The sequence below is a fragment of the Mesomycoplasma bovoculi M165/69 genome, assembly GCF_000524555.1.
GTDB lineage: Bacteria > Bacillota_I > Bacilli_A > Mycoplasmatales > Metamycoplasmataceae > Mesomycoplasma > Mesomycoplasma bovoculi.
In genome coordinates this window covers 586,484-600,309 of sequence record NZ_CP007154.1, presented here as the reverse complement: position 1 = coordinate 600,309, position 13,826 = coordinate 586,484, and the positions used below count along the sequence as shown (strand labels likewise).

Below are 13,826 nucleotides of genomic sequence, written 5' to 3'. Positions count from 1 at the left end.
TTATAATATTATAATATAATTAGAAATTTATTTGAAAAAAAGGTTGAGAAATTATGAAAAAATTTATCAAATTGTTACCATTAGCATTTGCACCATTGTCAATAATGGCTTGCACCCCTTTTCAAGCAATCAAAACAATCATACCCATTACTAATCAACCAACTGTAAGTAATCCACTTAACACACCAATAAATCCAGATCAGCCATTAAATTCAATTATTAGTGCTCATCTAAATCCTGCGGTTATTTCTTTGCAATTTGGAACTAGTGACATTAGTCCAACTAGTTTTGTTCAATCTATAAGTAATGCTGAAAAACAAATTGATTCTATAAGATCTAGTTTTAATATTAGTCAAAATCAAGATCCAGAAAATATTTTGTATTCAGCTATGGTTTGATCATATGTGCCAGGAATCAACTCTGAAAGTCTTAATAACTCTTTTGATTTTAAAATGGAATTAGTACCAAATTCAGCCGATGATTATTTTGGAACTATTAAAGTTAAGGTAAAAGCTTACAAAAAGAATACTTCAAATAAGGACCAACCACCTATTCAACAAAGAGTTTTTGTAGTTTCTGGTTTCAAATCGACTTTTAGTGGACACTACTTGTTTAAACAAAGAATTCAAACCGCTTTTAGTCAAATTACAGACTTACAACTCAAAAATGAGAAACATCTCACAGATTTAAATCAATTAAATCCAGGAAACTTTTGAGAATATTTCAATATTCCATCTAACTTTGAAAAATTAGATGCAAGCAAGTTTGCTTCAAAAGGAACAACTAATATTTTAAAATCAATTCAAAATCCAGAACCTTATAAAGAAGATGTTGCTAAAAATGATATTCGACTAAAGGCAAAGCACTTTTATTATTTAAAAGCAACATTGCTACAAAATTCTTACAATAGTGAAAAACACACTTTTGATGCTTTATTGACAATTTACCATGATAATTATACAAACTCTTTTTCTAAAATAATTCCAGTTAAATTGCAGCCTAGTGTGGCAAATCAATCAACTAGCTTTAACCCACTAATTGCAAAGCCTAATTTTTCATTAAAATCTGCTTTTTCAAATTTTTTACCAACCTTTTTTACAAGGTCTAATTTTGTTAGAGACAATGATGATTTATCAAAATTTATTGATTTAACAGGTTTTAATAAAAATACTATGAATTTAAGGATTGTTGATTCATTGGTAAATGACCAAGATGGTAGTTTTTATGTTTGGGTTTCGCCAAAAACTAGCCAAAATAGTTTAAAAACCAATTCACAAGGAGTGCAAATTGGTCAAGCCAATGGACTAACTCCAGGACAAATTATCAAAGTTTCAGGTTTTAATTCATATGATAAAATTTTTGCTAGTCCATCATTTACAAATCAAATTGACTATAGTTTTATAGACAAATGATACAAATTGCCAGATGAAGCAAACCTAAAAAACAAACTTGACAACCTATCTCTTTCACTTAATTCAAGCACTGATAATCTAATTTGACCACTATTTGGAAAAGCAATCCTTAATTCAATTCAAAATAGTGAAAACTTGTTTAATAATATTGGACAAATTAGTGGTGCTGATAAAAGTGATTATAGTTTGTCATCACTAGCTGATTTTAAAGTAAGTAAAGAAGGAATTAGTTTTTATTTTGCTAACTGGCTGGGTGATTATTATAAAATTAGTGTTAAATTTAATAATGTTGCCCAACCTAAAAACATAGTTGCAGATTTTGGTAACACTGTTTATACAACAGAACAAATTGAAAAAGATTTGCGCTCACGTTCGCTTGCAATTCAAATTAAAAGTGTAGAAAAACAAAAAGGTAGTAATGAACTTTCAATTCGTTCTACATCAGGGACAGCCTGAATTTTTGATAGAAAAATGGTTCCAGACCCTAGCCATCCGGGAAAATTAAAAGGAACAAATACTTATTTTTTAGCAACTAATATGCATGTTATTGCAGATTTACTCAACAGACCAGATCAAATTTTTTCCTTTAGTTATTTACTAAATGGTGATACCAAAGATTTTTCAACCTTTAGTTTTGATGATGATAATTTGTTTAGACGGTTTGATAGAGTTGTGCCAAACCCACTTGATACTAGTCAATTTTTTCCAGAAGATGGTCTCAAATATGTCAACGACACATCTAAAGAATTTTGAAAAAATTTAAAAATTGACCCAATTGGTCTTGACTCTCCTGAAAAATCTCAATTTCGAGACATTGCAATTATTCAAGTAACTTTTCCAGAAGATCAAGTGATTAAATTGCAATCTCGCTCAAGAATTGAAAGAGGTTTTTTAGATTTTTTTGGTGATATTTTTGACGACTTGGAACCAAAAGAATATGAACAAAAAATTCAAAATATACCAGATGCTGTGCATTATTACAATAAACACCCATTACAATTTTTAATTACAAACAAAATTAAGTTTGAAGATTTTAATGTTAGTGAAAAAATTGAACCAAGACAATTTAGTCAACCAAGATTTGAAGCCCTTCCAATTCGGGCATCTTTAGGCGGGTTTTTAGGCGGGCACCGCTGAATTACAGATACTAGAAATGCATTTATAGGTAATTTGAGCTATAAACGTGACCGTAATTTCGATAATTATGGAACTAAACAATATCAGTCTGCTCGTTCAATTAGTTTGCCAGGGTTAAAAGGTGGTCATGGAATGAGTGGTTCACTTGTTGTTAATGAATATAATCAAGTTTTGGGAATTTTTTGAGGTGGAGTTTTTCCTGAAACAAGCGCATCTAGTTCCAAACTAGTAAGCGGAATTGGTGAATTTGCACCAATTGGTTTAAAAGTTGATGATGATCGATCTATTTTAGCCAAATGACTAGAACAAACCAAAAATATTACAACTGAACTTGACAAGTATGAAAAAAAAGTTTTCCAACTTGAAGATCCTAAAAAATTAGCTCAAATTAATACTAAAAATCCTTGAATTAGTTTTTCACCAATTGTAACTAAATTGAACAAATTAATATAGAAAGCAAACTTATGGAAAAACAAATGTACAATTCACTTTTGAGCATCAAAGCCAAAAGTGATGAATTATCAAAACTACTTTTAGAACCAGAAATTCTTTCAGATATCAAAAGATACACTGAAATCAATAAAGAAATCGCTGCAATTTCTGACATTATTGAAGCTTTTGCTTCTTATCAAGAAAATGAACAAAAATTGCAAGAAGCTAAAAAACTTTTGAGTGAAAAAGATGCAGAAATAGTTGCACTTGCCAAAGAAGAAATTGCCGAATCAAGCAAAAATTTAGAAGCTTTGGAAAAGGAACTTGTTGTCTTGATGCTTCCAAAAGATGAAAATGATGACAAAAATGTTATTATGGAAATTCGTGGAGCTGCAGGTGGTGATGAGGCCAATATTTTTGTTGGTGACTTGTACAAAATGTATTTAAAATGAGCGGAGTCAAAGCGTTGAGGAATTAAGGTTTTAGATTCTTCACCAGCTAATAGTGGTGGTTTTACTCAACTAGTTTTTGTTGTTAGTGGTGCAAGTGTCTACTCAAAATTAAAATTTGAAAGTGGAGCTCATAGAGTCCAAAGAGTTCCAGAAACTGAAACAATGGGCCGGATTCATACTTCAACAGCTACTGTCACTGTTATGCCAGAAGCTGATGAAAAAATTGATATTCAAATTAATTCAAATGACATTAAAGTGGATACTTATCGTTCATCAGGTGCTGGGGGTCAATCTGTTAATACCACAGATAGTGCAGTTAGAATTACTCACATTCCTACAGGAATTGTAGTTACTTCTCAGGATGAGCGAAGTCAAATTGCCAATCGAGATGTTGCGATGCGAATTCTAAAGACTAGAATTTACAACCTAGAGGTTGAAAAGAAAATGGCGGCAGAGTCAGCATTTCGTAAATTAGCTGGTAGTGGTGCAAGGGCTGAAAAAATTCGTACTTACAACTACCCACAAGACAGGGTTACAGATCATCGAATTGCTTTTTCAACATCATTGCGTGGTGTGATGCAAGGTGGACTAGATCCCATAATTGATGCTTTATTAGCTGAAGATAGAGCTGAGCGAATTGCAGCCAGCTATGAGCAAAAAAATGTATAAAAATATAGACATTTTAACTCGAAGACAAGCACTACTAAAAGAAAAGCAACGCTATAATTTACCACTTGAAATTAGTGAAGTTGAAAATATTAAGTTAGAACTTGGTTATCCAATTCAAAAAATTATTGGCTATATAGAAATGCAAAATGTGCAAATTTGACTTGATCAAAAGGTTTTTATTCCTCGTTATGAGACAGAAGAATTGTTGCTTTTAGCCTATGATTTTATAGATAAAAAGTCAAAAGTGCTTGATATGTGTTGTGGAAGTGGTTTTATTGGAATTGCTATTGCCAAAAACACACAAGCTCAAGTTACATCTGTTGATATTGATATTAGTGCGATAATTCAAACTAAATTTAATGCTAAATTAAACAAGGTAAATTTAGAGATTGTTCAATCCAATTTATTTGAAAACCTTAAACCAGAAAAATATGATTTAATTATTGCAAACCCACCTTATTTAGAATTTCAAAAACTAGATGATTCAGTGATTAATTTTGAACCAGAAATTGCTTTGTTTAGTAAACCAAATTCTTACTCACTTTTGGAAAAAATTATTGCTAAAAGTAATGAATTTTTAAATGAAAATGGCTCAATGTTATTTGAAATTGATTATACTCATTTGGATTTTTTTCAAAACAAGCATCCTGAATTTGAGATTTTAAAAGACATAAATGGCAAAATTCGCTTTGCACTTTATAAAGCAAATTCAAAGTAACTATTAAATTAAGATATTTATTTATGTTAGAATTTAACTGTTAAAAAAGGAAAAAATATGCAAATTAGAACACGTTATGCACCAAGTCCAACAGGATTTTTACACATCGGTGGTGCACGAACTGCACTTTTTAATTATTTATTTGCAAAAAATAATAATGGCCAATTTATTTTAAGAATTGAAGATACAGACCAAGCTAGAAATGTTGAAAATGGAGAGAAATCTCAAGTAGAAAATTTAGCTTGGTTAGGAATAAATCCAGATGAAATGCCTGGCAAAGGTTCCTATGGCCCATATCGTCAATCTGAAAAACTTACTCGTTATCAAGAGATTGTTAAAACTTTAATTAACAAAGGTTTTGCTTATTATGCATATGATAATGAAGAGGAATTAGCACAACAAAAAAAAGAACAACTTGATAAAGGTATTTTTAGTTTTCGTTATGATAGAAATTGACTAAAAATTGATGAAAATGAAGAAAAACAAAGACATTTAAATAAAAAATATGTAATTCGTTTAGCAATGCCTAAAGATTATATTTATAGTTGAAATGACTTGGTAAGAGGAAAAATTGAGTTTAATTCAGATAGTATTAGTGATTGAGTTTTAGTTAAGTCTGATGGTTTTCCAACCTATAATTTTGCAGTTGTTGTTGATGATTTTGATATGAAAATCACTCATATTTTTCGTGGAGAAGAGCATATCTCAAATACACCAAAACAACTTGCACTTTATGAAATGTTAGAGTGACCAAAACCTGAATTTGGTCATTTAACAATTATTACTGACCAGTCTGGAAAAAAATTATCTAAACGTGATAGTTCACTATTTCAATTCATAGAAGACTATAAAAATGAAGGGTTTCATCCTGATGCTATTTTTAATTTTTTATCACTTTTGGGTTGAACTAGTGGAACTGAAGAAGAGTTTTTCTCACATAAAAAATTAATTCAGATTTTTGATAGTTCCAGACTTTCTAAGGCTCCTTCACAATTTGATTTTGAAAAGCTAAAATGATTTTCAAAACATTATATTAGCCAAATGAGTATTGAAGAATTACAAGAGAAATTAAAAATCAATGTAGATAAAAATTGAAGTGCTATTTTCATTGAAACTTTTCAAAAAAGTGCTATCACTTTTCAAGATTTTTATAAAAATTTAGATTTTTTTATTAATCCAATTCAGAAAATTCCCTATGAAATAGAACAACTTTTAGTAACATTTGGTAATGAATTATTAATTGATTATGTTGCAAAAAATTTAGATTTTCAAAAATGAGATAAAAATCAAATTTTGGAAACAATCAAAGTTGCTGGAGAAAAATTTGGACTTAAAGGCAAAAATTTATTGTTACCAATTAGACTTGTAACTACTTGGTCACAGCAAGGTCCAGATTTATCAACTGCTATTTGGTTGCTAGGTTCAAAAGTAATTAGTCAAAGGTTGGCAAAATGATTGTAAATTTTTATTCAAAAATTTTATCTGATAATCAAAATCAAAATATTGTTAGTTTTACAGCTCCACTTACATTTAGTCAAGAAATTATTGATCAAATACCTACCGATGTTTATGAGTGTGCAAACCCTGAAAACAATGAAAATATTCGTATTGAAGTTTCAGGAACTGAAACTGTAACTGTTTTTTCTGGGTCTTCTACCTTGTTTTTTCAGCTTGATAAACAGGTTGATAACCTATATATTAGAGACAAGCAAGAGATGTACATTCAAACACATTTGAAACATTTTTTCTACGAAAAAGAAAAAATGGTGGAATTACAATACGATTTGTATTTCCAAAAAAACCAACTAATAGGTAGTTATGTTGTTAAGATGGAGATTAATTAAAACATAATGATTCATATTGTTTTATATCAACCAGAAATTAGTCCAAATACTGGGAATATTATTAGATCTTGTTTTGCTACAAGAGCTAAATTACACATTATCAAACCTATTGCTTTTGATTTGGAACCCAGATATTTGAAAAGAGCGGCAGCTGGAAAATTGCTTTCAGATATTGAATTTGAAGTGCATTCAAGTTATGAACATTTTGTGAACAAATATGGTAATAAAAACATTTTTTATATCACTCGCTATGGTCAAAAAGTACATAGCGATGTAGATTTTGTGGAGAATTACAAGATAAATGAAGACATTTTTTTTCTTTTTGGAACAGAGTCCACAGGAATTCCCAAATGAATTTTAAGACCAAATCTAAGTAAATGTTTACGCATTCCAATGTATTCTGAATGCCGTTCACTAAATTTGGCTAACACAGTTGTAATTGTCCTATATGAAGTTTTACGACAACTAAATTATGCAGGTTTATCCACCTTAGAAGTTCAAAAAGGCTATGATTTCATTGAAAAAGATTAATTCATTGACTAATTTAGATGTTAAATTTGCAATAAAATTGCAACAAAAGAAATATCGTTATTTACATAAAATGTTTTTAGTTCAAGGTTGAAAAGAAGTTGAACTTGCTAGTCAAGCTGGTTTGCTTTTAAAAGTTTTTACCTTAGAGGATCAAGTTACTAAAATAAATGCAATCAAAAGTGATATAAATATAGTTTCTGAACAAATTTTAAACAAAATTTCACCATTAAACGCTAAAGCGAAAGTTATTGGAATTGCATCAATGTCTTTTGCAAAAAATATTGATTATTTTTTCAAAAGTAAACAACTTGTTTTGTTAGATAATGTTCAGGATCCAGGAAATTTAGGGACAATTATTCGACTGTGCAATTCTTTTGGTTTTGATCTAGTTTATTCCGGAGTAGATTTGTATAATCCAAAAGTAGTTTCAGCTGCAAAAGGTGCTCTTTTTTTTATCAATATTTTTCGAGTTAATGACTTAGAAGAATTTTTTATTGAAAAAAAATATGAACAAAAAATTGTTGGTGCTATTGTAGACCAAAATGCTAGTTTTTTGCATAATTTTGAAGTTGAAAATGAACAAAAATATGCTTTAGTTTTTGGAAATGAAGGTAATGGTATTAGTCAATCTATTCAAGAATATTTAGATTTAAAGTTATTTATCAAAATTAATTTTGAATCTTTAAATATAGCAACTGCTGTTGCAATATTTGCAAATCATTTTGTAAACAAAACTGAAAAAAGATAATAAAAAATGGCAGAGGTGATAGGAGTCGAACCCACAACATACGGGGTTGAAGCCCGTTGTTCTACCATTGAACTACACCTCTACGCTAAATAATATTATAACAAAAAAAGAAAATTTTTTTAAGTTTAAATGTAAAATTATTAATTAAAATGAATTCAATAAACACAAAAAGTAGTAAAATCAAGCATTTTTTCATTGTTTTATGGTTTGTTGTGAAATTGTCACTAATATCATTTGGGGGTGGAAATGCAATGATGCCAATTGCCTATCAACAAGCAGTTGAGAAAAAGAAATGATTAGAAAAACATGAATTCGATGATGTTGTTGTAATGGCTAATTTGTTGCCAGGTCCATCATCACTTCAAATGTTGGCTTATATATCTATCAAGCAATTAGGAAGGTGGTTGGGAATATTTGCTTGTTTGTTAGCTTTTATTCCACATGTAATTTTAGCTTTGGTCTTACTTTACCTAGTGCAGCTAGTTCCACAAAGATATTTATTAGTTGCTAACATTGGAATTATTAGTACAATTGTTGGAGTTTTGATTGGTTTTAGCATTAAATATTTTAAAAGTAACCACAAAAGCTTATCAACCCCACTTTTCTATGCTATTTTAATTGGTACCTTTTGCTATTGTTTTTTTATTCCATCGCCCTATAATTTATCACTTGTAGCTTTATTAGTTTTAATTATTATCTATAGCATTTATTATTGAATAAAAAAACGTAGAGGTAATAAATGTTAGCGGTTGCAATTGCAATATCAGTTATTATTATTTTTTTACTAGGCTTGCTAGTTTTTGGTGGTGGGCAAGTTTTTATACCTTTTTTTACTTGATTTTGAAATTTATTGCCAAATTTTGGAGTTGAAATTAGTCAACAAGATATTCAAACTATTTTTATTGTTGGCAACTCTACTCCAGGAGTTTTATCTTTGAAATTTGCAGCTGCAACAGGTTTAATTATTTCAAAATTTCATTGATGAGGTTGGCTTATTGCAATTTTATTTTACCTAGTCTTTACTCTTCCAGCAATTTTATTGGTTGTAATTTGAAATAAAAATAAAGCAAAACATCAAGGAAAAACAAATACATTTTGAATGCAATTAATCAATTTGTTTCGTCCAGCAATTTTAGGTATTATAATAGCATTAATAGTTTATCTTTTTATTAATCTTATTATGGTTCAACACATATTTAATACAAGTAATGGTTATATTGCAATTAGTAAAAATGTAGAAAAAACTAGTTTTTTTTCAGGAGTTCGCTATTGATTATTAATTTTGTTTGTTCCTATTTGAGTTTGTGTTTCCACAACTTTATATTTAAAAAAAGTTAATATTTTTTATATTTTAATAGGAGGTTTGGCAGCAGCGATGGTTATTTTTGCGCCTTGGATTTAATTATGTACAAAACAAGAAAATTTTACAATAATGTTGATTACTGCATTGATTGAGAAAATAAGGTAGTTAAACTTCACCCTGATTTTCATCAAAAATTACTTAATAAAGAATTTGCTTTTCGCACAGGGTTTAAGAAAATTGGTGGTTCAACAATAGGCGAAGTATTAGGTTTGGATGACTATTCAACTCCTTTTCGTGCCTTTATTAAAATTTCAAAATTAGATATGCCGATTTTGGACACTAAATATGTAGATGCTGGTCAAGCTATAGAACCTTTAGTAATTGAAGCAATTAAAATAAAAACAGGTTTTGAAATTGAAGTTTTTCCTGCAGCTCAGTATAATTATGATTATTTTAAAGAAGATCCAATTATTGGTGGAATTCCAGATGGTTATATTGCAGAAACAAACACCATTATTGAAATAAAAACAACAGGCGAAAAAAATATGGATAAATGAGGTCCTAAAGGTGAAAATTTGCCTCTCAAATATTTAAAACAAGCACAACTATATTCATATTTGAAAAAAGCTAACAAATTTGCTATTGTTGCAACATTTTTAAAAGAAGAAGATTATATTAATCCTTCAAATTATCCTATTAGACAAAGAAAAATTCAATCTTATTCATACAATGTGGATACTAACCAAGTAGAAGATGATATTATTAAAATTAAGCAATGATATCACAAACATACACAGTCTGGAATTTCGCCTGAATTTGATCGTAAGTTAGATGGAGAAATTTTAGAGTATTTAGCTTGTGAAAATCAAGAGCAGTGAAAATTACTTTATGAGCGTTGAATGTCAAAAATAAACAAAAAAACATCCTAAGTGGATGTTTTTTTAAATTTAATTTATTTTTTTGAATACTCTTCAACTAATGTTTTTAGTTTTTCAAAATTAATTTGTTGGTGAACATCATTGTTTGCATCAACTTCTAAAACCTTACCATTTGCATCTAAAATAATAAATCCTCGATTTAGTAAGAAAATTTCATTAATTAAAAATCCACTTTTCTTCCCAAAATCTCGCAAACGATAGTCAGAAACAAATTCCATATTTTCATCTTTATGATCTTCAGCTCACTCTCCCAATGCAGATGGTAAATCCAATGAGATAGAAATGAAACGAATATTTTTGTAATTTTTTGATAATTCTATAACTTCTGTGGTTTGCAAGTCACAAACTTTTGTGTTAATGGATGGAAAAATAGAAATTACAGTTGTTTTTCCGAAATTATCAAAAGTAATTGGTTCAAAATCTAAATTTGTTGCTTCAAATTTCAATTGTTCACCAACTGAAATTAGTTCTGAAGTTAATCTATATTCTTTATCTTTAAATTTTGTTGTCATTATTTTATTTTCCTTTTTATTTTTTTAACTAGTTTGTTTAATTTTATATCTCCATTTAAAATAAAAATAGAAATATAAAACACATCATTTACATTATTATACACTAGAAAAATTTTATTATTTTCAGTTTTAAATTTAAATTCAATAACTTTATCTTCATTTTCTAGTATTTTAAATTCATCTTGCTCAGTTGTGATTCCATGAATTCTTAGGATTTTATTTCTAATTTGAGCAATACTTTTTGAATTTTTAAATTTAATTACTTCAACAAATGGAATTGGTTTTCATTTAGAAATTACTCTATTTAAATCTAATAAATCTTTTTTTTGACTTGAAAAATAATTAAGTATTTCTAGCATCAAAAGTGTATAAATTATATTACTTCTGTATAAATTAGTTTGTGGAAGAAATGAAATATTACCATCAATACTAACAAACAAGCATATAAATTTATTTAAATCAATAAAATTTGGATTTGTGTTGTTATAAATAATTTTTTCATTCATATCAGCTAAAAATTCAAAATTAATTTCAGAAATTATTAAAATTCTTTTTTCTGTTTTTATAACAAAAAGGTAGTAATAAATTATTAAAAACAAACTTTCTGTTCAACTAATTTTTTCAAAATTTTTGTTAGTTTTTGAAAAAATATTAAAATTAGCATCAATTAAAGTATTTAATTTTTTTAGTCAAAAAACTTTGGTTAATTTGACAAAAAAATCATAATTTAAAATGGTTTTAAAATCAAAATTTAATTCTAAATCAATACCTTTTCATGAAAATAATTTTTTTCGATCTTGTAGAAAACCTATTTTCAAAATTCTACTATTTTCTTCACTATTGAGCAAAAAATATTTTTTTAAATTTTTAATTGCTGATGATTTAAATAAATTTACTTCAATTTTTTGGAGTTGTGTTGGAGTAGAACCTGGATTTATTAGCTTAATAATGTTCTCTCAATCCGATTTTAGCAAACCTTCAAAATGGTTATCTCAAATGTATAGTCTAAATTTATTATCTGACTGCTGTATGTAAAAAAAATAATCAAAATTTTGTGTGTTATCAAGCGCTTCTAAAGCAAATAAATCCAATTGAAAATTTCTACCATGAGTGAATTGGTTTTGAAAAACGTCTATTTTTGATAAATTTAAAATACTTGCAATTAATCCAACTTTAGATTGGAGGAATTGAGTGTTGCATCCAAGTAAGATTTTTAAGGATTTGTCTTTGCTTGGATTTCAATAATTTCCTATAGCATTTAAAAAAGTAATAATTTGAAAATCATCAAAATTTGAAAAATTAAAATAGCTATAGTATCTATTATAAAAAATTGAATTAATTAGTTTCATTCTAAAAATTATATAAAAAAATACAAAAAGGACTTTTAATAAAACCCTTTTTGTATTATATATTTCCTTTAACAAATCGAATTAACTATACCCTATATAGATGAAAAAACTTATTACAATTAATTTTTGAAAACTTCCATATTTTGGAAAAAAAGAAACTGGCGGGGGTTAAAGGATTCGAACCTTCACTAACGGGTTTGGAGTCCGTGGTACTGCCATTATACTAAACCCCCCTTTTTTAAAAATTATACTAAACAATTTTTCTTTTATGAATTAATTTTTGCAATTTAATAAATTATTATTAATTGCATCAATGATTTATTAAAAAAAGAATTAAAATTTAATAAAAAACCAATAGATTTTCTATTGGTTTTTTTAGAATTAATTATTTATTCTAAAGTGGCAAATATCACCATCTTTAATAACATATGTTTTTCCCTCAACTTTGAGTTTGCCATTGTCTTTAGCACCTTTTTCACCACCATAATTAATGAAATCTTGATAATCAATTACTTCAACACGAATAAATTTTTTTTCAAAATCGCTATGAATCACAGCACTACACTGTGGGGCAAAAGAGCCCATTTTAAAAACTCATGAGCGAACTTCTTTTACACCTGCTGTAAAAAATGTTCCTAGATTCAATAATTTAAAGGTACTATATACAAGTCGATCTAAACTTGAATCTTGCAAACCTAGTTCAGCCAAGAAAATTTGTTTTTCACTTTCATCAAAAGCACTAATTTGTTGTTCAAAAGCAACGCTAATTGGAATTGCTTGGTTTCCTTCTTGCTCAGCAATTTTTTGTAATTGTTGTCAATGTGGGTTTGCCTTTAGATTGGTCAAACTATTTTGATCAACATTTCCAACATATAAAACGGGTTTGATAGTAAGTAATTGTCATGAAGACAAGATTTGTTTTTCTTCATTGCTATAATCTAAAGATCTAGCAGCAAAACCCTTTTGGAAGTGGTTTTGCAATTTTTTTGCTAGTTCAGCTTCAAGTTTTAATTTTTTGTCATTGGTATTTTGAGCTTTTTTTTCAACTCTTTTTAAAACATTTTCAACAACAGATAAATCTGACAAAATTAGTTCATAGTTAATTACTTCAACATCATCAAGTGGATTGACTTGTTGATTAACATGAATAATTTTAGAGTCTTCAAAACACCTAACAACATGAACTAAACAATCAACATCGCGAACATTTGCTAAAAATTTATTTCCTAAACCCTCTCCACTTGCAGCTCCTTTGATGAGACCTGCAATGTCAACAAAACTAAATGTTGAATAAACAATTTTTTCAGGATTTACTATTTTTGCAATTTCTAGCAATCTTTTGTCTGCAATTTCAACAACAGCAGTATTTGGTTCAATAGTGGCAAAAGGATAATTAGCTACTTCAACATTTAAGTTTGTTAAAGCACTAAAGAGAGATGATTTACCAACATTTGGTAAACCAATAATTCCAGCTTTTAAAGCCATAACATTAAATTAAGCGCTAACTTTAGGACGTTCTCCACCACGAATTCTTTCTGCAACAAAAGGAATCAAAGCAATCATTCTTGCTCTTTTAATTGCAAGAGCTAATTTTCTTTGGTGTTTTGCACAAGAACCAGAAATTCTAGTAGGTTGGATTTTTCCAAAACCATTAATAAATTTGGAAATTAATTCAATATTTTTGTAATCAATGTAATTCAAACCTAATTCACAAAAATGGCAAGGTCTTTTTTTAAATTTTTTCTTTAATTTTCTGTTCATTTTTTTCTCTTTTATTATGT

General features: G+C 28.2%; 14 protein-coding genes and 2 tRNA genes. 10 read left to right on the top strand and 6 right to left on the bottom strand.

The genetic code is table 4. The annotated features are described in order from the left end of the window. Nucleotides 1-53: 53 nt before the first annotated feature. From MYB_RS02430 to MYB_RS02400, 7 genes are read left to right on the top strand one after another with little or no spacing between them, the layout of a single operon-like run. Nucleotides 54-3,002 (top strand): DUF31 family putative serine protease, encoded by a 2,949-nt coding sequence (locus MYB_RS02430; protein ID WP_051412786.1) that lies wholly within the window; start codon nucleotides 54-56, stop codon nucleotides 3,000-3,002. Between the two features lie 11 nt (nucleotides 3,003-3,013). Further along, the gene (gene prfA / locus MYB_RS02425; protein WP_022934705.1) at nucleotides 3,014-4,102 is read left to right on the top strand and encodes a peptide chain release factor 1; all 1,089 of its coding nucleotides are present in this window, start codon (nucleotides 3,014-3,016) and stop codon (nucleotides 4,100-4,102) included. Continuing rightward, nucleotides 4,095-4,820, top strand: a complete 726-nt coding sequence (locus MYB_RS02420; protein WP_033378975.1) for a peptide chain release factor N(5)-glutamine methyltransferase — start codon at nucleotides 4,095-4,097, stop codon at nucleotides 4,818-4,820. The genes prfA and MYB_RS02420 overlap by 8 nt, the downstream gene beginning before the upstream one ends. 57 nt (nucleotides 4,821-4,877) lie before the next feature. Beyond that, nucleotides 4,878-6,281 carry a glutamate--tRNA ligase gene (gene gltX, locus MYB_RS02415; protein WP_022934704.1) on the top strand — a complete coding sequence of 468 codons (1,404 nt, stop codon included), beginning with the start codon at nucleotides 4,878-4,880 and terminating at the stop codon, nucleotides 6,279-6,281. After that, nucleotides 6,272-6,664 carry a hypothetical protein gene (locus tag MYB_RS02410; RefSeq protein ID WP_022934703.1) on the top strand — a complete coding sequence of 131 codons (393 nt, stop codon included), beginning with the start codon at nucleotides 6,272-6,274 and terminating at the stop codon, nucleotides 6,662-6,664. The genes gltX and MYB_RS02410 overlap by 10 nt, the downstream gene beginning before the upstream one ends. A gap of 6 nt (nucleotides 6,665-6,670) precedes the next feature. Then, on the top strand, nucleotides 6,671-7,195 hold the full coding sequence (locus tag MYB_RS02405; protein WP_022934702.1) for a tRNA (cytidine(34)-2'-O)-methyltransferase: 525 nt from the start codon (nucleotides 6,671-6,673) through the stop codon (nucleotides 7,193-7,195). Further along, nucleotides 7,182-7,943: a TrmH family RNA methyltransferase gene (locus tag MYB_RS02400; RefSeq protein WP_025279643.1), complete on the top strand. Its 762-nt coding sequence runs from the start codon at nucleotides 7,182-7,184 to the stop codon at nucleotides 7,941-7,943. The genes MYB_RS02405 and MYB_RS02400 overlap by 14 nt, the downstream gene beginning before the upstream one ends. Before the next feature lie 7 nt (nucleotides 7,944-7,950). Here the strand turns inward: MYB_RS02400 and MYB_RS02395 are convergent. Beyond that, nucleotides 7,951-8,025: transfer RNA gene (locus MYB_RS02395), tRNA-Trp, on the bottom strand. A gap of 67 nt (nucleotides 8,026-8,092) precedes the next feature. Between MYB_RS02395 and MYB_RS02390 the strand changes: the two genes are divergently transcribed. From MYB_RS02390 to MYB_RS02380, 3 genes are read left to right on the top strand one after another with little or no spacing between them, the layout of a single operon-like run. Next, nucleotides 8,093-8,689: a chromate transporter gene (locus MYB_RS02390; RefSeq protein WP_022934700.1), complete on the top strand. Its 597-nt coding sequence runs from the start codon at nucleotides 8,093-8,095 to the stop codon at nucleotides 8,687-8,689. Beyond that, nucleotides 8,683-9,345 (top strand): chromate transporter, encoded by a 663-nt coding sequence (locus MYB_RS02385; protein WP_022934699.1) that lies wholly within the window; start codon nucleotides 8,683-8,685, stop codon nucleotides 9,343-9,345. Before MYB_RS02390 ends, MYB_RS02385 begins: the two co-directional genes overlap by 7 nt. A 2-nt stretch (nucleotides 9,346-9,347) precedes the next feature. Then, on the top strand, nucleotides 9,348-10,175 hold the full coding sequence (locus MYB_RS02380) for an MAGa7180 family putative nuclease (protein ID WP_025279642.1): 828 nt from the start codon (nucleotides 9,348-9,350) through the stop codon (nucleotides 10,173-10,175). A gap of 23 nt (nucleotides 10,176-10,198) precedes the next feature. Here the strand turns inward: MYB_RS02380 and MYB_RS02375 are convergent, their stop codons facing one another. The 5 genes from MYB_RS02375 to rpsR all read right to left on the bottom strand — a co-directional run bounded on the left by MYB_RS02375 (nucleotide 10,199) and on the right by rpsR (nucleotide 13,806). Next, nucleotides 10,199-10,696, bottom strand: a complete 498-nt coding sequence (locus tag MYB_RS02375) for a peroxiredoxin (RefSeq protein WP_022934697.1) — start codon at nucleotides 10,694-10,696, stop codon at nucleotides 10,199-10,201. Further along, on the bottom strand, nucleotides 10,696-12,045 hold the full coding sequence (locus MYB_RS02370; RefSeq protein WP_022934696.1) for a hypothetical protein: 1,350 nt from the start codon (nucleotides 12,043-12,045) through the stop codon (nucleotides 10,696-10,698). Before MYB_RS02370 ends, MYB_RS02375 begins: the two co-directional genes overlap by 1 nt. 159 nt (nucleotides 12,046-12,204) lie before the next feature. Further along, nucleotides 12,205-12,278: transfer RNA gene (locus MYB_RS02365), tRNA-Trp, on the bottom strand. A gap of 148 nt (nucleotides 12,279-12,426) precedes the next feature. After that, a complete protein-coding gene (gene ychF, locus MYB_RS02360) occupies nucleotides 12,427-13,530 on the bottom strand; it encodes a redox-regulated ATPase YchF (RefSeq protein ID WP_022934695.1) in 1,104 nt (367 codons plus the stop codon). Nucleotides 13,531-13,539: 9 nt separating this feature from the next. Then, nucleotides 13,540-13,806 carry a 30S ribosomal protein S18 gene (gene rpsR, locus MYB_RS02355; protein ID WP_022934694.1) on the bottom strand — a complete coding sequence of 89 codons (267 nt, stop codon included), beginning with the start codon at nucleotides 13,804-13,806 and terminating at the stop codon, nucleotides 13,540-13,542. Between the last annotated feature and the right edge of the window lie 20 nt (nucleotides 13,807-13,826).